Genomic DNA, 23,058 nt, shown 5'->3' with positions numbered 1-23,058 from the left:
CGTCATGAGCGATTTCTCCAAGTCCCTTGCCGTCACCGCCAGCGCGCTGCGGGCGGAGGCTGCGCGCCTGCGCCATGTTTCGGAAAACATCTCGAACGCGGATACTCCGGGTTACCGGCGCAAATCGGTTCCTTTCGAGACGGTGCAGAAGGACGGCACTGATCTGGTTCAGACCGGTCGGGTCAGGCTGGACCGGCGGGCGTTGCCCCGGATCTATGATCCCAGTCACCCGATGGCGGACGCCAGCGGATACTACGCAGGGTCCAATGTCGATCTGATGGTCGAGATCGCCGACGCGCGTGAAGCGCAACGCAGTTACGAAGCAAACCTCAAGATGTTCGACCAGACCCGACAGATGTCGGCCAGCCTCATAGAATTGTTGAGAAAATAAAGGAAAGCCAGAATGGATATCCGATCAATCACCGCGGCTCAGAGCTATGCGCATGCCCGCCCGGCCACCCAAGCAGATCCGGGAACAAGTGGCGCGGCACAAGGGCTGCGCGCATCATTTCAGGACTTTGCGGCAACCCTGAAACACAGCGAAGAGGTCGCCAATGCCGCCATGATTGGCCAAGCCGACCCACATGCCCTCGTGCAGGCACTGGCCCAGACCGAACTTGCGGTCGAAACAGCGGTTGTGGTGCGCAACAAGGTCGTTGAGGCCTACCAGGAAATTCTGCGGATGCCGGTCTGAACGATGCTCAGCGAAGGTCTGTTCTATGACGTCGTACGTCAGGCCCTGTGGATTGCGGTGATCACGTCAGTTCCGATTCTGACGGTTGCGCTGGTCACGGGTTTGGCCGTGGGCCTGTTCCAGGCCCTGACATCCATCCAGGAGATGACCCTGACCTTCGTTCCCAAGTTGGTGGCCATCGTCATCGTGTTCTGGGTCTCGATGGGATTCATGACGCAGACGCTGGTCACATTCTTCACCTCGACACTGGTTCCGCTGATTGCAGGAGGCCGCTGATGGATACAGCTTACGTCACCCTGTCCCGTCAAACCGGGCTGATGAACGAAATGCGCCTGGTCGCGAACAATATCGCCAATGCGCACACGACGGGTTACCGCCAGCAGGGTTTGGTGTTTTCCGAGTTTGTGAGGGACCTTCCCGGCAGCCCCTCTCTGTCCATGAGCCGTGCTCAAGCGCGCAACACGTCTTTTGCACAGGGCGTGTTGACGGAAACCGGTGGGCAATTCGATTTTGCAATCGAAGGCAGTGGGTTTTTCTTGGTTGAAACTCGGTCCGGTAACCGTCTGACCCGGGCGGGCAGCTTTTCACCGGACGCCAATGGCGATCTGGTGACGATGGATGGGCACCGCGTGCTGGACAGCAACGGGGCCCCGGTCTTCATCCCACCGGACGCAGCAACCATTGATGTGGGCGGCGACGGGACGCTCAGCGTGAATGGACAGGTTTTGGGGCAGATCGGGGTGGTTCAGCCCGCGGAAGGCACCGAGTTGGTGCGGGAAGGCAGCACCCTGTTCAAACCGGAAGGCGAGGTCGAGCCGGTCGAGCAGCCAGTGGTTCTGAACCGGTTTCTGGAGGGTTCGAACGTCGACGCCATCGGCCAGGTGGCCCGGCTGATCGAAATCCAGCGTGCCTACGAACTGGGGCAGAGTTTTCTTGACGCCGAAGACGAAAGGGTCCGCGGCGCCTTGAAGACTTTGATGCGCTGATCTGAAACTGCAGGAGAAACCGAAATGCGAGCCCTGAAAATTGCCGCGACTGGAATGGCGGCGCAACAAATGCGGGTCGAGACGATCTCGAACAACCTGGCGAACATGTCGACTACGGGCTACAACGCCCGGCGAGCTGAATTTGCGGATCTGCACTACCAGCAGATGGCTCGCGCCGGCACGGTGAACGCTGCGGACGGGACTGTCCTGCCGACGGGAATACAGCTTGGTCTGGGTGTTCGTCCCGCGGCCGTGACCGTCGAGTTGGCCCAAGGCGCGTTGTCCGCGACGGGCAGTGACCTGGACATCGCGATCGAAGGGCGCGGATATCTCGAGGTGGTTCTGCCAAACGGCCAGTCGGCCTATACCCGTGACGGCAGTCTGAAGCGATCGGCCGAAGGCCTCATCGTCACGTCGGACGGGTTTGCGGTGGCCCCCGAAATAACCATCCCGGACGACGCGCGGTCGATTTCCATCAACGCGTCCGGCGAGGTCTACGCCTATTTTGACGACACCGCGGAAGGGCAACTGCTGGGGGAATTCACGCTGGCCAGCTTTTCCAATGCCAAGGGCCTCGAGGCCATCGGCAGCAACCTGTTCAAGGAAACCGAGGCTTCGGGCGCTCCGATCGTGGGCACCCCAGGCGAGGACGGGCTCGGGATGCTGCGTCAAGGCTATTTGGAAGACAGCTCGGTCGATGCGGTACGCGAGGTGACTGAACTGATCGAGGCACAGCGCGGCTACGAAATGAATGCCAAGGTGATTTCGGCCGTCGACCAGATGATGGGCGCGACGACACAGGTACGCTGATGCGGGTCGTGGCCTTCATATCCCTGTGGCTTCTTCCGGTTGCCGCCTTCGCTGACATAGTCGTGCCAACCAGAACGATCCGGGCCAAGGAGATCATTGAATCCGCTGATCTTCAGGTGAAATCCGGTGAGGCACCCGGCGCGGTAAATGATCCTGCAGACCTGATCGGGCAGGAAGCCAAGACCGCTCTGTATCCCGGTCGGCCAATTCTGAAGGCAAGTGTCGGCCCTCCCGCCCTGGTCGATCGGAACGATCTGGTGACGCTTGTCTTCGTGAAAGGCGGACTGTCCATCGCGGTCGAAGGGCGCGCGCTGGGCCGCGGAGCCGCCGGTGATCGCATCCGAGTCATGAACCTGTCGTCACGAACGACGGTAACCGGAAAAATCCGTTCCGACGGCCAAATCGAGGTATTTTGATCATGAAACTGTCCAGATCCCTGTTGCTGGCCATCCTGTCCCTTTCCGCCTGCGGGCGTTTGGACCATCTGGGCAAACCGCCCAGACTGTCGCCAACTACGGAAACTCCGGAACACGTGGCGATGTTGTGGCCGGGTTTGCCGTTGCACACTCAATCTCAGCGCGCCGTGGACGGCGCGTCTCTGTGGAGTGGGGGTCAGCAGTCTCTGCTGGGTGATCAGCGCGCCATCAAGAAGGGCGATATTCTGACTGTCGTGATCGAGCTTGATGAAAAGGCCGAAATCTCGAACGATACAAACCGGTCGCGCGGCAGCTCGGAAGATCTCAAGGTTCCCGGCCTCTTGGGGTTGCCCCAGCGCGCAGCGAAACACCTGCCAGATGGTGCGTCACTGGACGAGGCGGTTTCGATCGATTCCGCGTCAGTCAGCAAGGGCAAGGGGTCGGTGAAACGCAAGGAAAAGCTGACACTGCGCGTCGCCGCAACGGTGATCGATGTCCTGCCGAACGGCGTCCTGTCGATTTCCGGAACACAGGAACTGAGGGTGAATTTCGAACTTCGCGAGCTGCTGGTGTCTGGCTATGTGCGTCCGCAGGACATCTCGCGCCAGAACGAGATTACCTATGACAAGATTGCGTCTGCACGGGTGTCCTATGGCGGCCGCGGCCAGATCACGGATGTTCAGCAGCCACGATACGGGCAACAGGTGCTGGACGCGCTGTTGCCGTTCTAAGGTGTTCAAATGATGAAGAAACTGCTCCCCGTTCTCTTTTTGATTGCAGGTCTCGGGGCCGGCGCTGCGGCTGGGCTATTTTTGACACCGGGACCAGCGGAAACCGTGGCCGATGCCAAAGCACCGGAGCCTCACGCCGAGGAGACCGCCAAGGCAGACAAGGCGAACAAAACCTCCGGCCATAGTGAGACATCGGGCAAGGCTGGTCCCTATGAGTATCTCAAGTTGACCAAACAGTTCGTCGTTCCGGTCGTCGAAGAAAACGAAATCTCTGCTCTGGTGACCATGTCGCTGAGCCTGGAAACCCGGCCGGGCATCTCGGAGGAGTTCTACGAAATCGAACCGAAACTGCGGGACGGGTTTCTTCAAGTGCTGTTTGATCACGCGAATATTGGTGGGTTCGACGGCGAATTCACGCAATCGGACAATCTTGAGGTGCTGCGAAGGTCTCTGTTGGAGGTTGCCCGAAAGGACCTTGGCGATGACGTGTCCCGTGTTTTGATCATGAGCGTGAGCCGCCAGGACACCTGACGCCAAAGGTCGGGCTTCAGCTTTCGGTTTACTGGTTCATCAGTTTCCTGGCGCGTGCAATGCGCAGCGCGGTTTCTTGATCGCGCTGCAACGACTCAACCGCCTGTTTGCGGCCGAATGCTCGGCGAAGGTCCTCCATCATTGCCAGTTTCCGGGATCTGACGCGCGCCAATTCAGTGTTGAGGTTACGCCGGGTTCTGGACTCCCACCCGTGCCACAAGACGTCCGCGCCAGCGATCTGGTACCCAGGGGTTTGCGCGGCGTCCGACGCCGTTTGGGCGACCTGCGCGTTCAGTGCGCTGATCTGTGCCTGAATGCGGCTTTCGGCCTCAAGTATCGGTTTCAGTTTCTGAAACTCTCTTTCGAAAGAAGCCGCCGTGACCGCCGCTAGATCCCTTAGCATCGCGCGTGTCATCCGACCGCTCCTTTCGCGCGTTTTCGCATGGCTTCGGCAAATCGGATGGCCGCAGCGACCGGGCGATAAAGGTCTTCCGTTATCTCCTTTCCGATCTCGACGGTCGCATGCAGGGCCCGCGCCGTCGGCGGATCCGAATGAATCGGAACTCCTGACTCCATCGCTGTTCGGCGGATTGTCGCGGCAACTTCGTCAACGCCCTTTGCGACGCAGACGGGTGCGGTTCCACGGGCGCGGGTCCATTTCAATGCCACCGCAAAATGGGTGGGGTTGACGATGACCACGTCGGCCTTTGGAACCTCGGCCATCATCTGGTTGGTCGCAATCTCTTGCGCGCGCTGGCGTCTCTGCTGTTTGACATGCGGATCGCCTTCCGAGTCCTTCGTCTCGTCCTGCAGTTCTTTGCGCGACATTCGATTTTTGCGCATGTGCTCGGAATACTGCCACAGGTAGTCGATGACCCCGATGGTCAGCGTGACGGCGACGACGATGAACAGGAACCGAAACAGTAGGTTCATCATCAGCGGGATGGAAGCTCGTGCGGGGCTGGCTGCAGCCGTCAGGATGTCCGCTAGGTTGGATTTCAAAAACACGGCAAGGCAGATGCTGTAGATCACCAGCTTGATGAAGCTTTTGAGGAACTCAAAAAGTCCGGCACGACCGAACTTGTTCTTGGCATTGGATGGGATTGAAATGCGGGACATCTTCGGCGTCAGTTTGCTTGGGGCAAACACCAGGGCGCGTTGTGCCAAGAGGTTCAGCAACACAAACGCCGCTGGAACCGCCAACAGAATGCCCGCGGAAACGGCAACCTTTGCCATCAGCCCGCCGACCGGTGCAGCCGCGCTGCCAGACGTCAACAACCGTGACAGTTCCGGGGCCTGATCAATCATAACCATCAGGGATGATCCCAAATGTTCGGTCGAAAACTGCCCGACCGCCAAAAGAGCGATTGTCAGGCCGGAATAGGCGGCAACGGCGGAAAGGTCATTTGATTTGACGACCTCACCCTTTTCCCGAGCCTTCTGCAGTTTCTGCGGTGTCGCCTCGAAGGACTTGTCAGTGTCATCGTCCGAGCTGCTCATTCCGGTGCTCCGGTCGGATCAAGCAAGTACTGGAACAGAACGTCAGACCAGACCGCAAGGATGATCGGCGCTCCCGCGAACAGAAGGAACAAACCGGCAAAGGTGATTGCCGGCGCGCCTACAAAGGCGACCATCAGTTGAGGCATGGCCCGGTTGATGACACCCAGGGCCAGGTTGTAGATCAATGATGCAATGACAAACGGCATGGCCAGTCCAAAGGCCAATGCAAAGCTGCGCGATACCTGCGACACCCCCCAACGGGAAAGATCGGTCGCTGTTGGGGCCGCACCCACCGGAAAAAGTGAATAGCTGTCGATCAGGAATTGGGCCGCCCGGATGTGAACGCCCATCAGTGTGGCAAGGGCCAACCCGGACAGGGTCAAAAAATGTCCCATCGCCGGGGCCGGATCCGCAGCGGCGCCACCCAGGATCTGCGACAACGACGTGGCTTGCGCGGCCATCGACCCGGCGGTTTGAAGGGCGAGTACCAGTAGCCGAAGTCCGATCCCCAGGGTCAGGCCGATCAGGATTTCGGTCAGTATCAATTGAACCAGCGGCATCAGGCCACTGTCGGGCTCGGCAACGGAAACCGACGGCGCGACGACCAGCGTGAATGCCATTGCGACCCCCAGCTTTACGCGGGTTGGAATGCTGCGCTCCCCGAAAGCTGGTAGCAGGGAAACCACCGCTGAAACCCTGAGAAAAACCGCAAACGAGGACCACAGGACGCCCCCCAGCTGAGCCAGCAAGTCCGGCGGCAGCCCAATCACGCCGGCACCGTTCCGACCAGAGCCGGCCGCGTTTCGAGCCCAATTTCCTCGAACGACAGGACTGGGTTCGAAATTCCCCGCGCGTGCATGATGGTACGCAGCAACCTGCGCCGCCGCGTCGAGGTTACCAACGCCGGGAACACACCCTGATCCGCGCTGCGTGTTATCGTCGTGACGACGCCATCGGCCAGTTTGTTGAACAGATTGGGGGGCAGCGCCACATCCAATCCAGCATTCGGAGTGTCGATCTGGTAGGTGGAGAAGGTCTCCTCCCATTCCGGCGCCAACTGGATCAGGGGAATCGAGCCGTCGCCACGCTTCAGGTCCGCCACCAGCTGGAAGCCCAGTCGCTGGCGCACGATCTCACAGATCGCCTCAGGCTGCATCGTGGTCATCCGCGCTTCGGCGACGCTCTCCAGGATCAGCGCCATGTTGCGGATCGAAACCCGTTCTTCGAGCAGCAGACGCAAAACCGCGTGCAAGGTGTCGATCGGAACCTTGTCGGGGATCAGCTCATCCAGCAGCTTTCGGTTTGCTTCGGCCCGGACCGGGTCGCTGAGGCGGGTCATCTCGGACAGCAGGCGGCGCAGGGATTTCAGGGTCAGCAGGCGCGGGAAGTTCTGCTTGATGATTTCCAGCAGATGGGTGGCCAGAATCTCGGGCGGGGTTACGATGGTTGCGCCGCTCAGCGCGGCGGCCTCTTGATCCTTGGGCAGGATCCATCGGGCGGGCGCGCCGTAGACGGGTTCGGTGACGTCATTGCCTTCCGGCAACAGGTCCAGCCCGTCCTGCACCAGCGCCAAGATCAGGTCGGGGTGAAGCACTCCCCGGGCCTGTTCGACGCCCTGAACACGAATGACGTAAGTGCCCGTCGGCAAGTCGGCCCGGTCTGTCAGCCGGATCTCCGGCAGGATCAATCCAAAGCTCGACGCGACGTAGGTCCTCATGTTGGCGATCCGAGCGTCCAATCCGGTGCCGGGGTTCAACACCATGCTGACCAGATCCGGGGCAAATTCGAGGTGAACGTCGTCGAGGTCAAGGACGTCTCCGATGCCTTGTGAGGCCTTGGGCTCGGCGTCCGAAGCCGGCATCTGCGCCGCCTCTGTGGCAGCCGATTGTTTTTTGTGAACAACAAAGGCGGCATAACCCAGGATCACGCCACCGAGAATGAACGGCAGAAAAGGCAACCCGGGCACCAGCGCAAACAGCACCATCAGGATCGCAACGGTTGCCAGCGCAGCCGGATGACGCCCCAGTTGCGAGAACAAGGCGGTATCGGTTGCACCCTGCGTACCACCGCGGGCAAGCAACAGGGCGGATGCGATAGAGATGATGACAGCCGGTATCTGCGTGACCAACCCGTCACCAACAGTCAGGATCGCATAGGTTTCAAACGCCGAGGCGACCGGCATTCTGTGCACGATCACCCCCATGATCAACCCCATCACCAGGTTGAGCAGGGTAATCAGCAGCCCGGCAATCGCGTCGCCCTTGACGAATTTGGATGCCCCGTCCAGCGACCCGAAAAAGGTGGTTTCCTGTTGCTCAAGCTCGCGCCGTTCCTTGGCTTGCTGATGGTCGATGGCACCGGCAGACATGTCGCTGTCGATGGCAAGCTGTTTGCCCGGCATACCGTCAAGGGCAAAGCGGGCTCCGACCTCGGCCATGCGCGCCGCACCTTTGGTGATCACCATGAAGTTCACGATCAGCAACACACCGAATACCACGAGGCCCAGAAATATGCTGCCGCTCATGACGAATTGGGCAAAGCCCTCGATGACGTCACCGGCGGCGTTCGGCCCGGTATGGCCCTGCCCGATGATCAGCTTGGTCGACGACACGTTGAGCGACAGGCGCAGCATCAGCGAAGCCAGCAGGATCGTTGGAAAGGACGAGAAATCCAGCGGCCGCTCAATGAACAGGGTCAGGGTGAAAATCAGGATGGCCAGCGCGAACGAGGCCGCAAGGCCAATGTCCAGCACCCAGGATGGCATTGGCAGGATCATCATGACGATCACCGTCATCAAGGCCAACGCCAGTAGAACGGTGGGTGAAAACAGGGATCCGGCGTCAAGCTTTGGCACGCGTCACTCCTGATCGAACGCGATGAACGCAGCAGCAGCGGCGGAGGCGGGAACCAATGAGCCCAAGCGGCCCGTCCCGGTTCGGCCACGACCGGGCGGGATCAAAGGCGCGGCCGCCCGGGAAAAAGGATCGCGGCCCGGGGGTCCCGGTTGCGCCAGCCGCACGCCGTCGAGATTGGCCAGGATGGTTTCAAATCGGTCCGTATACGCCTGTGCAAGGCCGGGCGTACGCGAGTGATAGGCGCCAACCGCATGCCCCCACGAACCCTGTTCAGTAAAAAGCGACTTCAGGAACTGCGCCGCGTAGGCTGCGTTCAGATCCGGATCAAACATAGCGTCTATGGACCGGAAGGCTTTGCCATGCCAGCGGTAGTTGATCTGGAAACAGCCAATATCAAAACTGCGCGCACCCGCTTTGAACACGTCGAAGACAAAGGCCTTGGCCTCGGTCTCGGTGGCGAACCAGTACCCTTTGCCCTCGACATTGACGGTCCAGGGCCAGGGTGTCAGGCGGCCCTTCATCTTGCGCCCGGTCTCGGTTCGGGTGACGGCCAACAGGATATCCTGCGGCACACCTCCGGCCATTGCCGCCCGGCGCGCGGCCCGGTCGCAGACATCAGTCGCGTGGCCATCCGACCATGCCAGGGCGGCAGGCGCGGCGGCGGTAAGCCAAACGGCGATCGAGATGAAAAACTTGAGCTCTGGCATTCTGCCGGTCCGGGGATTCTTGTGTCCGGGCCAAGCTAGCCAGTTTTGGGTTTACAGAGGGTTATCGGGACCTCAGCCCCGATCGATGCGGCGGCCGAACACAACGCTGGTGTTGGTCCGCAGCACTCCCGGGATCGCCGCTAGCTCATCAACCAGAATGTCCAGATCCTCGATCCGCGGCGCTTCGGCGGACAGCAACAGATCGAATTCTCCATTGATCGACAGGCACAGCTTGACCTCTGGATAGGCTTCCAGCCGCTTGATAATGCGGGCGGTTTCTTTCTGCTGTACCTCCAGCAGGACAACGACCTGGACCTTGGGCGTGTCCTCGGCCTGGCGCAGGATCACCGAATATCCGGCGATCACACCGTTTCTCTCCATCCGGCTGATACGTTCATGCACCGTAGTCCGGGCCACCCCGAGCGTTGCCGCGATATGGGTGGTCGAGGCGCGCGCGTTGTGTTGCAGCGCGGCAATGATGCGGCGATCAAGCTGGTCCATCGATGCTCCGTGTTCCGAAGGGATGGTTCGGGTGTATGCCAGTTTGGCGCCTGCGCTCAAGGCTGATGCGGGTATCGGGGGTGAAGGTCGTCGATGATGATCGGGTGGGCGTGCTCTGCCGATCCGGACAGGTGCGGATGGTCGACCGGCAGTTCCGGATGCTGGTGGATGACCGCGCCCGGCTCGGCGCGAGGCCATGCCAACAGAGTTCCGACCAGACCGCACAGTGACAGAACGGTCAACAAAGCCATGGCCACTGTCGCACCGAACGCTGTCATGACCCATCCGGCCAACGGGTAGAGAACCAACCAGCAGGCATGCGACAGGGTGAATTGGGCGGCGAAGACGGCCGGGCGGTCTTCGGCGTGGGCCGACCGGGTCAGCAGGCGCCCCGACGGGGTCAGGGTTGCCGAGTATCCGAAGCCGACCAGTGCCCAGATTGCGGACAGCCCGGCAAGGCTCATGGGTACAGCTGCAGACAGGATCGCAGCAAACGCCATGGCCGCGGTGGCAATTGTTGCACCCGCCAGCATCACTTTGCGGTCCTCGAACCGCCGCAAAACCGCCGGCAAGGCAAATGCCGCCAGCATGGACCCGCTGCCGAATCCGGCCAGCGCGATGGCCACGGCACTGTCGGACAACCCCAGGCTTGCACGCACGATGACGACGGTATTGACCAGGACCATCGCGCTGAGCGCTGCGGCGCTCCAGTTCAAAGCCAGCAACCCCCGAAGGCGCGGTGTGGCCAGATAGATCCGCAGACCGCGGGTCGTGCGGTCGAAGAACTCGCGCGGCCGGACGGGCGTGGGAGAGGGAAGGGTAACCGACATGACCAAAAAGGCCGAGGCGACAAAGCCGAGGCTTGTTCCCAGAAACAGGCTGTCGAAGCTGACGAAGATCAGCAGGAACGCGGCCAGCATCGGGCTCACCAGACTTTCCAGATCATAGGCCAGGCGCGACAACGACAGCGCCTTGGTATAGTCCTGCTGGTCGGTCAGAACGTCTGGTATCGTGGCCTGAAATGCCGGGGTGAACCCGGCCGAAGCAGATTGCAGAACGAAGATCAGAACGTAGACCTGCCAGATTTCGGTCACGAACGGCAGGCACAGCGCCACTGCGGCGCGGACGAGGTCCAGCGTCACAAGGAGTTTTCGTCGGTTCAGCCGTTCCGCAAAGGCCGCCGCCACCGGCGCGACCGAAACATAGGCAACCATCTTTATCGTCAGTGCCGTACCCAGAACCAGGGCCGCAGAGCTTCCGGCAAGATCGTAGGCCAGAAGTCCCAAGGCCACCGTGGCAAGACCGGTGCCCGTCAAGGCCACGATTTGCGCAGCAAGCAGGTGACGATAGACCCGGTTTTGCAGAACGCTCAGCATCACAGGTACTTGGTGATGGCCTTGAAGGCGTCGACCGATTCGGCGTCGCCCGAGGCCAGGCAATGGTCGACATGATCATGGATCAGTGTCCGCTTGGCATTCGTGATCGCCTTTTCCACGGCGAAAAGCTGCTGAGCGATGTCCGGACAGGGCTCCTGGTCGTCCAGCATGGCGATGACCTTGGCCAGATGCCCATGTGCGCGTTTCAGGCGCGCGATGATCTGCGGATGAGTTGAATGCTTGTGAGGGTTCATGCATTAACCCTATCCCCCCCATGGGGATGCATCAAGCCTGCCTGAGATCAATCGCGGCATCGGTCCGGATGGCGTTGAGTTTGCAGGCCAAACACCCTATTTCGGGGACGATACCGAACGAAGGAAACACGTGTGGCGAACCATCTGTACAAGAACGACCTGCCCGATGGGCTGGATCTGGGCCCGATCGTGGCCATTGATTGTGAGACCATGGGTCTCAACCCGCACCGGGATCGCCTGTGCGTGATTCAGATGTCCGGGGGTGACGGCGATTGCCATATCGTGCAGGTCGAAAAGGGCCAAACCTCGGCGCCAAACCTGAGTGCCATGCTGGAAAACCCGGATGTGCTGAAGCTGTTTCATTTCGGGCGGTTCGACATTGCCGCGATGTATCATGCCTTCGGGGCGTTGGCCGCTCCGGTATATTGCACCAAGATCGCCAGCCGCCTTGTGCGCACCTATACCGATCGTCATGGACTCAAGAACCTGTGTCAGGAGTTGCTGGGCGTCGATATCTCGAAACAGCAACAGATGAGCGACTGGGGTGCGGAGACCCTGACCGAGGCCCAACTGGATTATGCGGCCTCCGACGTCCTGTATCTGCACCGTTTGCGTGATGCCTTGAACGCGCGGCTGGCGCGTGAAGGGCGCGCCGAGATGGCGCAGGCCTGTTTTGACTTCCTGCCGATGCGTGCCAGACTGGATCTGGCCGGATGGCCTGAAACGGATATTTTTGCGCACTCATGACAGACAATGAATCCTTTCTGAAGGTTGCCCGTCAGGTAATCACCGACGAAGCCCGGGCGTTGGATGTTTTGGCCGACAGCCTTGACGACCGGTTTGCCGAAGCCGTTCAGCTGATCCTGCAGGCCACAGGGCGGATCATCATCAGCGGCATCGGCAAGTCTGGACACATCGGCCACAAGATCGCCGCAACCCTGGCCAGCACCGGCACGCCGGCCTATTTCGTTCATCCGGCCGAGGCCAGCCACGGCGATCTGGGGATGGTGTCGAAAGGAGACGTGGTTCTGGCGATCTCCAATTCGGGCGAGGCGCCGGAACTGGCCAATCTTCTGGCCTTTACCCGGCGGTTCGGCATCCCTTTGATCGGCCTGTCCAGCAAGCCCGAAAGCTCGTTGATGAAACAGGCGGACGTGCATTTGCTGATCCCCTCTCTGGGCGAGGCCTGCGGCTATGGGATGGTGCCGTCGATTTCGACCACGCTGACGCTGGCCATGGGTGATGCGCTGGCGATTGCGCTGATGAAATATCGCGACTTCAAACCAGAGGATTTCCGCGCCTTTCATCCGGGCGGCAAACTGGGCGCGCAGCTGAGCGCAGTACGCGATCTGATGCACAGTGGCGATGCGGTGCCGCTGGTTTCTGCCGATACACCGATGAGCGACGCGTTGATCGAGATTAGCCAGAAAGGCTTTGGCGTGGTCGGGGTGACGGACGCGGACGGCAAGCTTGCTGGCATCATCACCGACGGCGACCTGCGGCGCCACATGGAGGGGCTGCTGGACAATACGGCCGCTCAGGTCATGACCCGCAATCCGACCACGATCGCACCAGATTCGCTGGCCGAAGAAGCCGTGGCGATCATGAACGCGCGCAAGATCACCTCGTTGTTCGTCGTCGACCCCGAACAGCCGGGATTGGCGCAGGGCCTTCTGCATATTCACGATTGCCTGCGCGTCGGGCTGGGCTGACAGGAGGCGCAGGTGGACCGCTATTCCCGAATGGTGCAGTTCCTGAAGGTTCTGTTGCCGCTGGCGGCGATTCTGCTGCTGTCCACGGTATTCCTGCTGTCGCGCAGCATCGAAACAAACGTCTCGGGTCCGTTCACCCAGCAGGATATCGACGAACGGCTTGAGGGGCAGCTTGTGACCCGCCCGAACTATCGGGGGACCACCCGCAAGGGCGAAGATGTCCAGGTCGAGGCGGTGCGGGCCAGCCAGGGAACTGCCGACAGCGATCCAAGAGCAACCGAATTCCGTGGCCGGTTCGGCCTGCTGAACGGTGGGGTGATCACACTGGACTCCAACTCGGGGTCGATCCGACCGGACAAGGCGACGGCCACCTTCACGGGGGACGTGGTGATCACCACCACGGACGGTATCCGGGTGACGACAGACCTGTTGAATACTTCATTGGACGAGATCCGGGGCGATACGCCAGGTCAGGTGCAGGGAACAGGACCAATCGGCAATTTCTCGGCCGGGCGGATGACATTCGGCGCTGAAAAAGACGGTGGACCGGTCCATATTCTTTTTACAGATGGCGTTAAGCTGTTATATGAGCCGAAAAAAGCCGAAAGATAGACTGTGTTTGATTTTCGTTTCGTCCTCGTTTGTTTCGCTCTGGCCGTGGGTTCGGTGCCATCGTCCGCGCAGGAAGCGCAGGTGGCCTTTGGGTCGGTGAAAGCCGATCCCAGTCTGCCGGTCGAAGTGACATCCGAGACGCTGAACGTCAATCAAGAGGACGGTTCGGCCGAGTTTCTTGGCAACGTCATTGTAGTGCAGGGCGAAATGCGCCTGTCCGCCGGTCGCGTGTTGGTGATCTACAACCAGGATCGGTCGGGGATCGAACGCATGGAGGCATCGGAAAACGTCGTGCTTGTCAGCCCGCCGGATGCCGCCGAAGGGGACTGGGCGGAATACACCATCGACTCGGGTGTGATCGTGATGAAGGGCAACGTTCTGCTGACGCAGGGGCCCAGCACGATCAGCGGCGACCAGATGATTGCGAACCTGACAAGCGGAACCGCGACCATGTCGGGGCGGGTCAAGACGATCCTTCAGCAGGGCGGCAATTGATGGCGGGCCCGCAACTGTCCGTTGCCGAAGGGTCTCAGGGTCTGAAGATTCAGAAACTGCGCAAATCTTATCGCAAAAAGACCGTGATCCGAGACGTGTCGATGACACTGGACCGGTCCGAGGTCGTGGCGTTGCTAGGGCCGAACGGCTCGGGCAAGACGACCACGTTCTATTCCGTTGCCGGGCTGGTGTTCCCCGAGGCCGGAACGGTCACGTTGGACGGTCAGAATGTAACCACGCTGCCGATGTATCGCCGGGCGCGCATGGGCATCGGGTATCTGCCGCAGGAAATGTCGATCTTTCGCGGCTTGAGTGTCGAGGACAATATCTCGGCCGTGCTCGACATTGCGGTGAAGCATGTGCACCGCCGCAAGGAACGTCTGGAGGAGCTGCTCTCGGATTTTTCGATCGAGCATTTGCGGCGGGCGCCTGCCCTTGCATTGTCGGGCGGTGAGCGCCGTCGCGTCGAGATAGCCCGCTGTCTGGCCGCCGACCCCAAGTACCTGCTGCTGGACGAGCCATTTGCCGGCGTCGACCCGATCAGCGTGGGCGATATCCGGCATCTGGTGGCGGATCTGAAAAAGCGTGGAATCGGCGTACTGATCACCGACCACAACGTGCGGGAAACGCTGGAAATTGTGGACCGCGCCTATATCCTGCACGACGGGCAGGTGCTGATGTCCGGATCGCCCGACGAGGTGGTGGAAAACGAAAATGTTCGCCGCGTGTATTTGGGTGAAAACTTCAAGATTTCATAGGCTTAGCTGTGATTGCGCCAGGCGCATGACAGAATTCGCGTATATACACTCCTGTTTTGATTGACTCTTCTGCCGCCTCTTGGCTCAATTGGGACATGGCATTTTCGCGGTTCCAGACTGGATCTCGATCTCCCTTCTCCGAAGGGCCCTACCGAGGACAACCGCGAAACATGTCTCTACCCCCCACCCGATAAAAACAAGCATGTCACCTGACGTGACGTCATAATGGGTGTGAATTGTGAAGGAGATCACATGCGTTACCAAATCAGCGGCAAACAGATCGACATTGGTGCAGCCTTGCAGACACACGTGCAGGACGCATTGGGCGAGGTCGTGAGCAAATATGCTCAGCGACCGACGGATGCCAACGTCGTCTTTTCCCGTTCAGCGCATGAGTATGTGTGCGAAACCACCATACATATGTCCACGGGCCTGACAGCCCAGGCCAAGGCACATGCAACCGAAATCTATGCAGCATTCGAGGCGTGCTGCGAAAAGATGGAGAAACAGCTGCGTCGCTACAAGCGTCGCCTCAAGGATCACCATCGTGAACGGGCTCAGCCGGTTGAACTCTTCGGAGCGTCATCTTATATCCTCGCCTCGAACGAATCGGACGTGGCCGACGAACCCGACTCATTGCAGCCCATCATCGTGGCTGAGATGGAAACCAAGATCCCATCGTTGAGTGTCGGCGAAGCTGTCATGCAAATGGAATTGGCCGGCGCCCCGGTGCTGGTGTTCAGGAATGAAAACAAGGACGGATTGAACGTCGTGTATCGCCGGGATGACGGCAATATCGGCTGGATCGATCCGTAACAGGCAAGAATTGGGCGGGGCCCCCGGATTCTGGGGGCGTCGCCGTGGAGCAAAACATGGATTTGTCGAGCATACTGAAGCCCGAAGCGGTGCGCGTGCTATCTGCAGCGTCCAGCAAAAAGCGGTTGTTTCAGGAAATCGGTGACGTCGCCGCGGGCGCACTCGGACTTGATCCGCAGACCATCGTAGACTGCCTGCTCGAGCGGGAAAGCCTTGGGCCAACCGGCGTTGGCCATGGTGTTGCCCTGCCCCACGCCCGTTTGTCCGAGATCGACTCGGTTGCCGGCGTGTTCGTCATGCTCGAAAAGCCCATCGACTTCGGATCGGTCGACCGTCAGCCCGTGGATCTGGCCTTTGCGCTGTTCGCCCCGGAAGATGCCGGTGTCGAGCACCTCAAGGCCTTGGCGTTGGTATCGCGCACGCTGCGCGACAGCGCGGTCTGCTCGAAGCTTCGGGCCAACCCGGATCCGGTCAAGCTGTATGCGATCCTGACCACAGCTCAGTCCATGCAAGCTGCCTGAGACTTGTTAGAAAGAAAAAAGCCCCCGGTTTTCGGGGGCTTTTTTCGTCTGGGGCCATGCTTAACCGCCGGTTCCCATCTCGAGCGTCCACCAGATCTTCCCGCCGTTTTCCTGGTGCCATGCAAACCCCATCTGGGTTGCTTGCGGGTCCATGATCACCGATCGCGGACCCGGTTCCTGCATCCACGCGGCCAGGGTTTCGGTTTCGGTCTCGTAGGTCTCGGAAATCGCTTCACCCAGGAAACGCCCCGCATAACCGGCACGGGCCACCCGGTCGAGCGGCGAAGATCCGTCCGAGCCGAAATGCCAGGGCCGGTTCTGCCGCGACATGTCCTTGGCGTGCGTCGCCGCCGCTGCGTTCAACTGCGCGTTCAACTGCACCGACTGCAGTCCCGACGCCTGCCGCAGGGCGTTTACGGAATCAAGCATGCGGAACTGCAGTTTTTCGGGATTTCCCCGGATCTTGTAGGCTTTGGGCAGCGGGCGCCCATCCGCACCAAGGGTTGAAGTGCCGCTCACGTCGGTACATGCCGCCAGCGCGACAAGGCAAATCAAGAGCAGGGAAAATATGCGCGTCATGATGAGTCCGGTTTGCTTGTTTCCAATTGGCAATACCCTGCCAGCGGCCCATGAGCAAAGGCTCAAATGCACGAACCCGCATGATTCTGCCGGTTTGATTTGCGACTGAAGCATTCTGGCAATAACATAAAGCGGATTCTTGCACATCTTTCGCAGAGGACCTGTCACCATGGTCAAGAAACGCGTTTTCTCTTCGTCCCGCCGCGGATTCCTCGCAGGCGCATCGTCTTTGCTCGCCAGCCCGGCGATCGCCCAATACATACCGGGCGACCCACTGCGCCCTGCACCCGAGCCTGAACCGGCCGTTCGCCGCAACGTGTCGGGGTTCAAGGCGCAGCAGTGGCAGCCCTACTTCTCGAACACCCGGAACGGGGCGATTCTGGTCGACACCGTTTCCCGCGCTTTGCACTACTGGTCGGAAGATCAGACCGTCTACAAGCTGTACCCGTCCTCGGTTCCGCTGACCGAAGAGCTGACCCGCCGCGGTCGCACAAGTGTCATCCGCAAGGTCGAAGGGCCCAGCTGGTCGCCGACGCCGTCGATGAAGAAAAGAAACCCGGAATGGCCGGATTACATCCCTCCGGGGCCCGATAACCCGCTGGGAACGCACGCTTTGTATCTCAGCTGGAAGTATTACAGGATCCACGGAACCCACGATACGCGGAAAATTGGCCGCCGGTCGTCGAACGGGTGCATCGGGTTGTTCAACGAGAACATCGCAGAGCTGTACGCCATGGCGAAGGTCGGGACGCAAGTGTTGCTAATTTGACGACATTTTCGCGCGCCAACCCGCTTGCACTGCAAGTTGCAATTGCATTCGTTCTGCTTTGCTGATTAGAAAAAACTACGAGGTAAGTCTTAGGTGTGTGGTTCCGCAATTGGGATCGCGCAAACTCTGGAGGTTAATATGAAGAAACTTGTACTCGCTGCTGCACTGACCGCTGCTGCTTCGACCGCATATGCTGGCAACCTGGAAGAGCCGGTTGTTGAGGCACCTGTTGTCGTCGAAGAAACCCAGGGCTCGTCGCAGGGTATCATCCTGCCGCTGATCCTGCTGGTCGTTGTTGCCGCAGCTGTTGCCGCAGGCTAAGTCCAACGGACTACGACAAAAAAGAAAGGCGGTGGATCTCCACCGCCTTTTTTCGTGCTTAATCCCGGGCCGATTCAGTCCAGCCAGCCCTTGAGGTTGTCCTCGACAACCTTGCCCAAGGCGGCGATATGCGCGTCCTCGTCGTTGAGGCAGGGAATGTAGGTAAAGCTTTCACCGCCGGCGTGCTCAAAGCTTTCGCGTATCTCTTCGTTGATCTCTTCCAGCGTTTCAATGCAGTCCGAAGAAAATGCCGGGGCAATGACGGCTATGTTCTTTTTGCCCTGCCGGGCCAGTTCCGCGACGTGGTCGACAGTGTAGGGCTTCAGCCATTCCTCGGGTCCGAATCGCGACTGGAAGGTGGTCACCAGTTGATCATCCGACCAGCCCAGCCGCTCTTTCAGCAGCCGTGACGTCTTGGCGCACTGGCAGTGGTACGGATCACCCTGCATCAGATAGCGTTCCGGCATGCCGTGATAGGAACAGACCAGAACGTCCGGCTTGGTCTCCATGGCCGCATAGGCGCGCTCGACCGACTGCGCCAGGGCGTCGATATAGGCCGGCTCGTCGAAATAGGCCGGTACCGTGCGGCTGGCGGGCTGCCACGCCTCGTCCATAAGTGCGCGAAAGAACTGGTCGTTCGCGGTTGCGGTCGTGGCGCCGGCATATTGCGGATACAGCGGGAAGAACAGGATGCGGTCGCAGCCCTCGGCCACCATCTGGCGGACCTTTGACTTGGTCGAGGGGTTTCCGTAACGCATGCAGAAATCCACCATGACCTTGTCACCATAGCGTTCCTGCATCGCCTCACGCATCTTGGCAGTCTGGTCCTTGGTGATGGTCATCAACGGGCTTTCGCCCTTGTCGTGGTTCCAGATCGACTTGTACGCCGCGCCTGAGCTGAAGGGACGTTTGGTCAGGATGATGGCCTGCAGGATCGGCTGCCATTTCCAGGCCGGATAGTCGATCACCCGCCGGTCGGACAGGAACTCGTTCAGATAGCGGCGCATCGGCCAATAGCTGTAGTCATCCGGCGTGCCGAGATTGGCCAGAAGAACGCCGACACGGCCCATCTTCACTTTTGGGTGGTCTGCCTGAGCGTGTTCCGGGCGGGTGGCATCGAACATGGTGAGCTTCCTGAATTCTGGTTTAGAGGCTGAAATAATCGGTTCCGTCAGCGGGTCAATCGGACAGTTTGCCTTCTTTGGTGCCAAGGGCGTCGGCCAGTCTCATCTGGGCCGAACCGGGGCGCAGCGGCTTGGGTTGGCTGGCATCCGGTGCCCAGCCCGTCAGGCAGATCAACTCGAAAGTGGCAGTCAGCCGGCCTTCGGGAGATGTGAAATGCGCGGCGTAAATCTCTTGGGCCTTGGAAAACACCGCGCGGCGCGACGGGTGTTTCAACCGCTGGGTCATGGCGTTGGTTTCACCCATCGCGCGCAGGTCCCGCATCAGGTGCCACAGATCGCGATACGTCGCCGTCAGGGACACTTTGTCCGCAACGGGCAATGCAAAACCCGCACGCTGCAGCAGCGCGCCAAGATCTCGCAACTCGGCCATCGGCGCGACACGGGGGCTGAGACCGCCGGTCACCTCAACCTCGGCCTGACCCAGCGCGGCCCGCAATTCGTGCAGGGTTTCACCGCCCAGACACATCACCAACAACAATCCGTCCGGCTGCAGCGCGCGGATACATTGAATCAACTGGCCCACCGGATCGTTGGCCCAATGCAGGGCCATCGCATGAACCACCAGGTCATGCGCAGCGGGTTTGAGGTCCAGCACGTCGTCATCGGCCACGACCTTGGCGCCCGGCAGGACCGGCGCCCAGATGGCGGGGCAGGGGGTTACGATCGCTGGCGCGGTAAAGGATTTGTTAACCATGGAAAGGCGATCCTGCACCTCGTCCATGGCGGCGTGGTGCAGAAAAAGGGCTTCGTCGCTGATCCGCGCGCGGTGTGCCGCAAGCGCTTTGCGATCGAACAGCGAGGGTGCATTGGGTGCTGGCAAATCCATAAGCCGCAATTATCGCATATGGCAGCGGATTCAAACCGCGATCGAGGTCGTGTATCCGCCACGCTGCATCGGCTGCGGCGAGATGGCGGCCTCGGATTTCGGCCTGTGCGGGCCGTGCTGGCGCGAGACCCCGTTCATCGGCGGGACGGTCTGCCACAGTTGCGGTGCGCCGGTGCCTGGCAGCGATGATGGTCACCGAATCGACTGCGACGATTGTTTGCGCCGCCCACAACCGTGGGCCGAGGGGCGCGCGGCATTGCTGTATCAGGGACGGGCGCGGTCACTGGTTCTGTCCCTGAAGCACGGGGATCGTTCCGAACTGGCAAAACCTGCGGCGCGTTGGATGGCGCAGGCCGGTCGCACCCTGTTTCGACCGGATACGGTGATCGCCCCGGTGCCGCTGCATTGGTCGCGGCTGCTGAAGCGCCGATACAACCAGTCCGCTCTTTTGTCGCTCCAACTGGGAATGGAGGCGGGCCTGCCGGTCTGTCCGGATCTGTTGATACGCAAGCGGCGTACCCCACCGCTGGAAGGCAAAACGGCGGCCGAGCGTGCGGATACGCTGCGCGATGCGATCACCGTGCATCCGCGCCGGGCGGACCGCCTGACGGGGCGCCACGTGCTGCTGGTCGATGACGTGATGACATCGGGTGCAACCCTGGCGGCCTGCGCCCGCGCCTGCCGGGCGGCCGGGGCGGATGATATTTCCGTGTTGGTACTGGCGCGCGTTGCCAAGGATGCCTAATTCCCCCTAGATTGCGCGAAATCCAAGGGAACGGACCATGAAACCGGTTGTCATATATACCTCGCCGCTGTGCGGCTTTTGCCACGCGGCCAAACGGCTGCTGAATCAGAAAGGCGTCGCCTTCGAGGAAATCGACGTTTTGATGAACCCCAAACGCAAGCCCGAGATGATCCAGCAGGCGGGCGGGCGGCGCACGGTGCCTCAGATCTTCATCGGCGACACCCATGTCGGTGGCTGCGACGATCTGTACGAACTCGAACAGGCCGGCAAGCTGGACCCGCTGTTGGCCGCCTGATGAGAACCGCCCTGCTGCAGATCACCTCGTCGGACGACCCGGCCGCGAACTTGGACATGGTGCGCGCCATGATGGACGAGGCCGCGGGCAAGGGCGCGACGTTCATCCTGACGCCCGAGGTCACCAACTGCGTTTCGACCAGCGGAACGCGCCAACGCGAGGTGCTGCAGCACGAGGAAGACGACATCACACTGGCGGGCCTGCGCGAACAGGCGGCGGAATTGGGCGTGTGGCTGCTGATCGGATCGCTGGGGCTGAAGACTCATGACGCCGACGGGCGGTTCGCCAACCGGTCTTACATGATCGACCCGCAGGGCGGGATCGTCGCGCGCTATGACAAGATCCACATGTTCGACGTGCAGGTCACCGAGACCGAGACTTTTCGCGAATCGGCCAGCTATCGGCCCGGGTCGCGGGCGGTGATTGCCGAGACCGCCTTCGGCAAGGTCGGCATGACCATCTGCTATGACATCCGGTTCCCGCATCTGCACGCCGCGCTGGCACAGGGCGGGGCCACGATCCTGACGGTTCCGGCTGCGTTCTCTCCGGTGACCGGCGCGGCCCATTGGGAGCCGCTTCTGCGCGCCCGCGCCATCGAGACCGGCTGTTGGGTCATTGCCCCCGCGCAGACCGGGGAACACCCCAAGACCCGCGGCAAGACGCGCCATACCCACGGGCACAGCATGGTCGTGTCGCCCTGGGGCGAGGTGCTGATCGACGCAGGCACTCAGACCGGCATTCACTTTTTTGATCTGGATGATAGGTCTGTTACAGAGGCACGGCGGCGCGTGCCGTCCTTGACACATGTTCGCCCGTTCGACGGGCCCTGATCCAGAACCGGGTAATGACTGACGAAACCAACGCCCTTGCGGTCGCGCTGTTCAGCGAGATCCTGACCGCGGACCAATTGCTGCGGAACCGGCTGAGCCGGGTGCTGCCCAAGGGCATGGAAATCTCGCATTTCTCGGTGCTGAACCACCTGGTGTTCGTGGGAGGCGAGCGGACGCCTGCCCAACTGGCCAGCACATTCCATGTGACCCGTGGGGCGATGACCAACACCTTGGCCAAGCTGGAATGGGCCGGATACATCCACATCCGCCCCGATTGGGACGATGCCCGCCGCAAGATGGTGGCGATCAGCCCGGCCGGCCGCCGGGCGCGGGATCAGGCGATCTCGGCCATCGCGCCTCTGATCAACCGGGTCGTGGGCGAGCTGGGCCTTGAGCGTGTGCGCACGACCCTGCCGGTTCTGCGCGACCTGCGCATGAAGCTGGAAGAGGAATAGACCTCAGCCCGGCTTCACGCTGGCGGTGACATAGTTCACGCTCAGATCCCGGTCCGAGATCGACCAGCTCCAGGTGATCGGGTTGAAGACGAATCCCTTGCGGTCCACCGGGTTCAGACCGGCCTGACGTAGCAGGTCAAACAGCTCGTCCGGGGTGATGAACTTGGACCATTCATGGGTGCCGCGTGGCAGCCAGCGCATAACGACCTCGGCCCCGAAAATCGCCATCGCATAGGATTTCGGGTTGCGGTTGATGGTCGAACAGATTTCCAGCCCGCCGGGTTTCAACAGCTGTTGTGTGGCGGTCAGATAGGCCAGCGGATCGGCCACATGCTCGACCACCTCCATGTTCAGGACCACGTCGAACTGCTCGCCCGCGTCGGCCATCGCCTCGGCGGTGGTGTGGCGATAGTCGATCTGCAGGCCGGATTGCTCGGCATGGATGCGGGCCACGGGCAGGTTGCGCTCGGCCGCGTCGGCGCCCACGACCTCGGCGCCCAGCCGCGCCATCGGCTCGCTCAGCAACCCGCCGCCGCAGCCGATATCCAGCAGGCGCAGGCCCGCGAACGGTTTCGCCGCCGTCAGGTCCCGGTCAAATTCGCCCGCGATCTGCTGTGTGATATAGTCCAGACGGCACGGATTGAGCATGTGCAGAGGTTTGAATTTCCCGTGCGGGTCCCACCATTCGGCGGCCATGGCCTCGAATTTTGCGATCTCGGACGGGTCCACCGTGTTCGGATGCGCTTGCATTCCTGTCTCCGTGTGCTCTTTTACGCTGT

33 protein-coding genes are annotated in these 23,058 nt (G+C 60.8%); 21 read left to right on the top strand and 12 right to left on the bottom strand.

Annotated features, from left to right (window positions below):
- The first annotated feature begins 4 nt into the window (after positions 1 to 4).
- From flgC to ACR0BA_RS14290, 8 genes are read left to right on the top strand one after another with little or no spacing between them, the layout of a single operon-like run.
- Positions 5 to 391, top strand: coding sequence for a flagellar basal body rod protein FlgC (flgC, locus tag ACR0BA_RS14325; RefSeq protein WP_480728541.1), 387 nt, complete (start codon positions 5 to 7; stop codon positions 389 to 391).
- 12 nt (positions 392 to 403) lie between these two features.
- A complete protein-coding gene (gene fliE / locus ACR0BA_RS14320) occupies positions 404 to 694 on the top strand; it encodes a flagellar hook-basal body complex protein FliE (RefSeq protein ID WP_170541240.1) in 291 nt (96 codons plus the stop codon).
- A gap of 3 nt (positions 695 to 697) precedes the next feature.
- A complete protein-coding gene (locus ACR0BA_RS14315; protein WP_093963653.1) occupies positions 698 to 970 on the top strand; it encodes a flagellar biosynthetic protein FliQ in 273 nt (90 codons plus the stop codon).
- Positions 970 to 1,680: a flagellar hook-basal body complex protein gene (locus ACR0BA_RS14310; RefSeq protein ID WP_480728539.1), complete on the top strand. Its 711-nt coding sequence runs from the start codon at positions 970 to 972 to the stop codon at positions 1,678 to 1,680. The genes ACR0BA_RS14315 and ACR0BA_RS14310 overlap by 1 nt, the downstream gene beginning before the upstream one ends.
- Positions 1,681 to 1,704: 24 nt before the next feature.
- Positions 1,705 to 2,490 carry a flagellar basal-body rod protein FlgG gene (flgG, locus tag ACR0BA_RS14305; RefSeq protein WP_480728538.1) on the top strand — a complete coding sequence of 262 codons (786 nt, stop codon included), beginning with the start codon at positions 1,705 to 1,707 and terminating at the stop codon, positions 2,488 to 2,490.
- A complete protein-coding gene (gene flgA / locus ACR0BA_RS14300) occupies positions 2,490 to 2,906 on the top strand; it encodes a flagellar basal body P-ring formation chaperone FlgA (protein WP_480728536.1) in 417 nt (138 codons plus the stop codon). Before flgG ends, flgA begins: the two co-directional genes overlap by 1 nt.
- 2 nt (positions 2,907 to 2,908) lie before the next feature.
- Positions 2,909 to 3,637 carry a flagellar basal body L-ring protein FlgH gene (flgH, locus tag ACR0BA_RS14295; protein ID WP_480728535.1) on the top strand — a complete coding sequence of 243 codons (729 nt, stop codon included), beginning with the start codon at positions 2,909 to 2,911 and terminating at the stop codon, positions 3,635 to 3,637.
- A 9-nt stretch (positions 3,638 to 3,646) separates the two neighbouring features.
- Positions 3,647 to 4,168 carry a flagellar basal body-associated FliL family protein gene (locus tag ACR0BA_RS14290; RefSeq protein WP_480728534.1) on the top strand — a complete coding sequence of 174 codons (522 nt, stop codon included), beginning with the start codon at positions 3,647 to 3,649 and terminating at the stop codon, positions 4,166 to 4,168.
- 28 nt (positions 4,169 to 4,196) lie between these two features.
- On the opposite strand, the gene ACR0BA_RS14285 is transcribed toward ACR0BA_RS14290, so the two are convergent.
- The 8 genes from ACR0BA_RS14285 to ACR0BA_RS14250 all read right to left on the bottom strand — a co-directional run bounded on the left by ACR0BA_RS14285 (position 4,197) and on the right by ACR0BA_RS14250 (position 11,361).
- A complete protein-coding gene (locus ACR0BA_RS14285) occupies positions 4,197 to 4,583 on the bottom strand; it encodes a hypothetical protein (protein WP_480728533.1) in 387 nt (128 codons plus the stop codon).
- A complete protein-coding gene (gene flhB, locus ACR0BA_RS14280; protein ID WP_480728531.1) occupies positions 4,580 to 5,668 on the bottom strand; it encodes a flagellar type III secretion system protein FlhB in 1,089 nt (362 codons plus the stop codon). Before flhB ends, ACR0BA_RS14285 begins: the two co-directional genes overlap by 4 nt.
- A complete protein-coding gene (locus tag ACR0BA_RS14275) occupies positions 5,665 to 6,438 on the bottom strand; it encodes a flagellar biosynthetic protein FliR (RefSeq protein WP_480728529.1) in 774 nt (257 codons plus the stop codon). Before ACR0BA_RS14275 ends, flhB begins: the two co-directional genes overlap by 4 nt.
- The gene (gene flhA, locus ACR0BA_RS14270; RefSeq protein ID WP_480728643.1) at positions 6,435 to 8,462 is read right to left on the bottom strand and encodes a flagellar biosynthesis protein FlhA; all 2,028 of its coding nucleotides are present in this window, start codon (positions 8,460 to 8,462) and stop codon (positions 6,435 to 6,437) included. The genes ACR0BA_RS14275 and flhA overlap by 4 nt, the downstream gene beginning before the upstream one ends.
- A 63-nt stretch (positions 8,463 to 8,525) precedes the next feature.
- A complete protein-coding gene (locus tag ACR0BA_RS14265) occupies positions 8,526 to 9,230 on the bottom strand; it encodes a lytic transglycosylase domain-containing protein (RefSeq protein WP_480728527.1) in 705 nt (234 codons plus the stop codon).
- 72 nt (positions 9,231 to 9,302) lie between these two features.
- Positions 9,303 to 9,731, bottom strand: coding sequence for an Lrp/AsnC family transcriptional regulator (locus ACR0BA_RS14260; protein WP_093963783.1), 429 nt, complete (start codon positions 9,729 to 9,731; stop codon positions 9,303 to 9,305).
- A gap of 56 nt (positions 9,732 to 9,787) precedes the next feature.
- Positions 9,788 to 11,107: an MFS transporter gene (locus ACR0BA_RS14255; RefSeq protein WP_480728526.1), complete on the bottom strand. Its 1,320-nt coding sequence runs from the start codon at positions 11,105 to 11,107 to the stop codon at positions 9,788 to 9,790.
- On the bottom strand, positions 11,107 to 11,361 hold the full coding sequence (locus ACR0BA_RS14250; protein ID WP_170359904.1) for a metal-sensing transcriptional repressor: 255 nt from the start codon (positions 11,359 to 11,361) through the stop codon (positions 11,107 to 11,109). Before ACR0BA_RS14250 ends, ACR0BA_RS14255 begins: the two co-directional genes overlap by 1 nt.
- A 132-nt stretch (positions 11,362 to 11,493) precedes the next feature.
- Between ACR0BA_RS14250 and ACR0BA_RS14245 the strand changes: the two genes are divergently transcribed.
- From ACR0BA_RS14245 to ptsN, 7 genes are all read left to right on the top strand, one after another.
- A complete protein-coding gene (locus ACR0BA_RS14245) occupies positions 11,494 to 12,108 on the top strand; it encodes a ribonuclease D (protein WP_170359906.1) in 615 nt (204 codons plus the stop codon).
- The gene (locus ACR0BA_RS14240; protein ID WP_170342439.1) at positions 12,105 to 13,073 is read left to right on the top strand and encodes a KpsF/GutQ family sugar-phosphate isomerase; all 969 of its coding nucleotides are present in this window, start codon (positions 12,105 to 12,107) and stop codon (positions 13,071 to 13,073) included. The genes ACR0BA_RS14245 and ACR0BA_RS14240 overlap by 4 nt, the downstream gene beginning before the upstream one ends.
- Positions 13,074 to 13,085: 12 nt before the next feature.
- A complete protein-coding gene (gene lptC, locus ACR0BA_RS14235; protein WP_170359908.1) occupies positions 13,086 to 13,685 on the top strand; it encodes an LPS export ABC transporter periplasmic protein LptC in 600 nt (199 codons plus the stop codon).
- 3 nt (positions 13,686 to 13,688) lie between these two features.
- The gene (locus tag ACR0BA_RS14230) at positions 13,689 to 14,180 is read left to right on the top strand and encodes an LptA/OstA family protein (protein WP_170359910.1); all 492 of its coding nucleotides are present in this window, start codon (positions 13,689 to 13,691) and stop codon (positions 14,178 to 14,180) included.
- Entirely contained in the window at positions 14,180 to 14,938 is a 759-nt protein-coding gene (gene lptB / locus ACR0BA_RS14225) for an LPS export ABC transporter ATP-binding protein (RefSeq protein WP_093963638.1), read from the top strand. Before ACR0BA_RS14230 ends, lptB begins: the two co-directional genes overlap by 1 nt.
- 252 nt (positions 14,939 to 15,190) lie before the next feature.
- Positions 15,191 to 15,754: a ribosome hibernation-promoting factor, HPF/YfiA family gene (hpf, locus tag ACR0BA_RS14220; RefSeq protein ID WP_170342438.1), complete on the top strand. Its 564-nt coding sequence runs from the start codon at positions 15,191 to 15,193 to the stop codon at positions 15,752 to 15,754.
- 56 nt (positions 15,755 to 15,810) lie between these two features.
- On the top strand, positions 15,811 to 16,275 hold the full coding sequence (ptsN, locus tag ACR0BA_RS14215; protein ID WP_093963782.1) for a PTS IIA-like nitrogen regulatory protein PtsN: 465 nt from the start codon (positions 15,811 to 15,813) through the stop codon (positions 16,273 to 16,275).
- A gap of 60 nt (positions 16,276 to 16,335) precedes the next feature.
- Here ptsN and dalA read toward each other — a convergent pair whose 3' ends face one another.
- On the bottom strand, positions 16,336 to 16,854 hold the full coding sequence (dalA, locus tag ACR0BA_RS14210) for a divisome-associated lipoprotein DalA (RefSeq protein ID WP_093963636.1): 519 nt from the start codon (positions 16,852 to 16,854) through the stop codon (positions 16,336 to 16,338).
- Positions 16,855 to 17,023: 169 nt separating this feature from the next.
- On the opposite strand from dalA, the gene ACR0BA_RS14205 reads away from it, so the two are divergent.
- Together ACR0BA_RS14205 and ACR0BA_RS14200 are read left to right on the top strand one after the other, a co-directional pair.
- The gene (locus ACR0BA_RS14205; RefSeq protein WP_170365582.1) at positions 17,024 to 17,623 is read left to right on the top strand and encodes a L,D-transpeptidase; all 600 of its coding nucleotides are present in this window, start codon (positions 17,024 to 17,026) and stop codon (positions 17,621 to 17,623) included.
- Positions 17,624 to 17,761: 138 nt separating this feature from the next.
- On the top strand, positions 17,762 to 17,944 hold the full coding sequence (locus tag ACR0BA_RS14200) for a hypothetical protein (protein ID WP_005979327.1): 183 nt from the start codon (positions 17,762 to 17,764) through the stop codon (positions 17,942 to 17,944).
- A 74-nt stretch (positions 17,945 to 18,018) separates the two neighbouring features.
- Here ACR0BA_RS14200 and hemH read toward each other — a convergent pair whose 3' ends face one another.
- Positions 18,019 to 19,068, bottom strand: a complete 1,050-nt coding sequence (gene hemH, locus ACR0BA_RS14195; protein ID WP_480728524.1) for a ferrochelatase — start codon at positions 19,066 to 19,068, stop codon at positions 18,019 to 18,021.
- A gap of 55 nt (positions 19,069 to 19,123) precedes the next feature.
- Positions 19,124 to 19,954, bottom strand: coding sequence for a methyltransferase domain-containing protein (locus tag ACR0BA_RS14190; RefSeq protein WP_480728523.1), 831 nt, complete (start codon positions 19,952 to 19,954; stop codon positions 19,124 to 19,126).
- A gap of 40 nt (positions 19,955 to 19,994) precedes the next feature.
- Here ACR0BA_RS14190 and ACR0BA_RS14185 point away from each other — a divergent pair, with 40 nt between their 5' ends.
- From ACR0BA_RS14185 to ACR0BA_RS14170, 4 genes are read left to right on the top strand one after another with little or no spacing between them, the layout of a single operon-like run.
- A complete protein-coding gene (locus tag ACR0BA_RS14185) occupies positions 19,995 to 20,699 on the top strand; it encodes a double zinc ribbon domain-containing protein (protein WP_480728641.1) in 705 nt (234 codons plus the stop codon).
- Positions 20,700 to 20,736: 37 nt separating this feature from the next.
- The gene (gene grxC / locus ACR0BA_RS14180) at positions 20,737 to 20,994 is read left to right on the top strand and encodes a glutaredoxin 3 (protein WP_480728522.1); all 258 of its coding nucleotides are present in this window, start codon (positions 20,737 to 20,739) and stop codon (positions 20,992 to 20,994) included.
- Positions 20,994 to 21,824 carry a carbon-nitrogen hydrolase family protein gene (locus ACR0BA_RS14175; RefSeq protein WP_170367537.1) on the top strand — a complete coding sequence of 277 codons (831 nt, stop codon included), beginning with the start codon at positions 20,994 to 20,996 and terminating at the stop codon, positions 21,822 to 21,824. The genes grxC and ACR0BA_RS14175 overlap by 1 nt, the downstream gene beginning before the upstream one ends.
- A gap of 14 nt (positions 21,825 to 21,838) precedes the next feature.
- Entirely contained in the window at positions 21,839 to 22,279 is a 441-nt protein-coding gene (locus ACR0BA_RS14170; protein ID WP_170343133.1) for a MarR family winged helix-turn-helix transcriptional regulator, read from the top strand.
- 3 nt (positions 22,280 to 22,282) lie between these two features.
- Here the strand turns inward: ACR0BA_RS14170 and ubiG are convergent, their stop codons facing one another.
- Positions 22,283 to 23,029: a bifunctional 2-polyprenyl-6-hydroxyphenol methylase/3-demethylubiquinol 3-O-methyltransferase UbiG gene (gene ubiG, locus ACR0BA_RS14165; RefSeq protein ID WP_480728519.1), complete on the bottom strand. Its 747-nt coding sequence runs from the start codon at positions 23,027 to 23,029 to the stop codon at positions 22,283 to 22,285.
- Between the last annotated feature and the right edge of the window lie 29 nt (positions 23,030 to 23,058).

The sequence above is a fragment of the Ruegeria sp. CI5 genome, assembly GCF_056536885.1.
Note: the sequence above shows the minus strand (reverse complement) of the source record. Positions and strands in the feature narration are given on the sequence as shown.

Bases quoted from the DNA above. Each gene is read 5' to 3' on its own strand.
- ACR0BA_RS14170 (WP_170343133.1), top strand. From the start codon at position 21,839: ATGACTGACGAAACCAACGCCCTTGCGGTCGCGCTGTTCAGCGAGATC.
- hemH (WP_480728524.1), bottom strand. From the start codon at position 19,068: ATGTTCGATGCCACCCGCCCGGAACACGCTCAGGCAGACCACCCAAAA.
- ACR0BA_RS14260 (WP_093963783.1), bottom strand. From the start codon at position 9,731: ATGGACCAGCTTGATCGCCGCATCATTGCCGCGCTGCAACACAACGCG.
- ACR0BA_RS14250 (WP_170359904.1), bottom strand. From the start codon at position 11,361: ATGAACCCTCACAAGCATTCAACTCATCCGCAGATCATCGCGCGCCTG.
- ACR0BA_RS14240 (WP_170342439.1), top strand. From the start codon at position 12,105: ATGACAGACAATGAATCCTTTCTGAAGGTTGCCCGTCAGGTAATCACC.
- ACR0BA_RS14310 (WP_480728539.1), top strand. From the start codon at position 970: ATGGATACAGCTTACGTCACCCTGTCCCGTCAAACCGGGCTGATGAAC.
- ACR0BA_RS14190 (WP_480728523.1), bottom strand. From the start codon at position 19,954: ATGGATTTGCCAGCACCCAATGCACCCTCGCTGTTCGATCGCAAAGCG.
- grxC (WP_480728522.1), top strand. From the start codon at position 20,737: ATGAAACCGGTTGTCATATATACCTCGCCGCTGTGCGGCTTTTGCCAC.
- flhA (WP_480728643.1), bottom strand. From the start codon at position 8,462: ATGACGGTGATCGTCATGATGATCCTGCCAATGCCATCCTGGGTGCTG.
- ACR0BA_RS14205 (WP_170365582.1), top strand. From the start codon at position 17,024: ATGGTCAAGAAACGCGTTTTCTCTTCGTCCCGCCGCGGATTCCTCGCA.
- ACR0BA_RS14265 (WP_480728527.1), bottom strand. From the start codon at position 9,230: ATGCCAGAGCTCAAGTTTTTCATCTCGATCGCCGTTTGGCTTACCGCC.
- fliE (WP_170541240.1), top strand. From the start codon at position 404: ATGGATATCCGATCAATCACCGCGGCTCAGAGCTATGCGCATGCCCGC.
- flgC (WP_480728541.1), top strand. From the start codon at position 5: ATGAGCGATTTCTCCAAGTCCCTTGCCGTCACCGCCAGCGCGCTGCGG.
- dalA (WP_093963636.1), bottom strand. From the start codon at position 16,854: ATGACGCGCATATTTTCCCTGCTCTTGATTTGCCTTGTCGCGCTGGCG.
- ACR0BA_RS14175 (WP_170367537.1), top strand. From the start codon at position 20,994: ATGAGAACCGCCCTGCTGCAGATCACCTCGTCGGACGACCCGGCCGCG.
- hpf (WP_170342438.1), top strand. From the start codon at position 15,191: ATGCGTTACCAAATCAGCGGCAAACAGATCGACATTGGTGCAGCCTTG.
- ACR0BA_RS14255 (WP_480728526.1), bottom strand. From the start codon at position 11,107: ATGCTGAGCGTTCTGCAAAACCGGGTCTATCGTCACCTGCTTGCTGCG.
- ptsN (WP_093963782.1), top strand. From the start codon at position 15,811: ATGGATTTGTCGAGCATACTGAAGCCCGAAGCGGTGCGCGTGCTATCT.
- flgG (WP_480728538.1), top strand. From the start codon at position 1,705: ATGCGAGCCCTGAAAATTGCCGCGACTGGAATGGCGGCGCAACAAATG.
- ACR0BA_RS14200 (WP_005979327.1), top strand. From the start codon at position 17,762: ATGAAGAAACTTGTACTCGCTGCTGCACTGACCGCTGCTGCTTCGACC.
- flgA (WP_480728536.1), top strand. From the start codon at position 2,490: ATGCGGGTCGTGGCCTTCATATCCCTGTGGCTTCTTCCGGTTGCCGCC.
- ACR0BA_RS14315 (WP_093963653.1), top strand. From the start codon at position 698: ATGCTCAGCGAAGGTCTGTTCTATGACGTCGTACGTCAGGCCCTGTGG.
- flgH (WP_480728535.1), top strand. From the start codon at position 2,909: ATGAAACTGTCCAGATCCCTGTTGCTGGCCATCCTGTCCCTTTCCGCC.
- lptB (WP_093963638.1), top strand. From the start codon at position 14,180: ATGGCGGGCCCGCAACTGTCCGTTGCCGAAGGGTCTCAGGGTCTGAAG.
- flhB (WP_480728531.1), bottom strand. From the start codon at position 5,668: ATGAGCAGCTCGGACGATGACACTGACAAGTCCTTCGAGGCGACACCG.
- ubiG (WP_480728519.1), bottom strand. From the start codon at position 23,029: ATGCAAGCGCATCCGAACACGGTGGACCCGTCCGAGATCGCAAAATTC.
- ACR0BA_RS14285 (WP_480728533.1), bottom strand. From the start codon at position 4,583: ATGACACGCGCGATGCTAAGGGATCTAGCGGCGGTCACGGCGGCTTCT.
- ACR0BA_RS14290 (WP_480728534.1), top strand. From the start codon at position 3,647: ATGATGAAGAAACTGCTCCCCGTTCTCTTTTTGATTGCAGGTCTCGGG.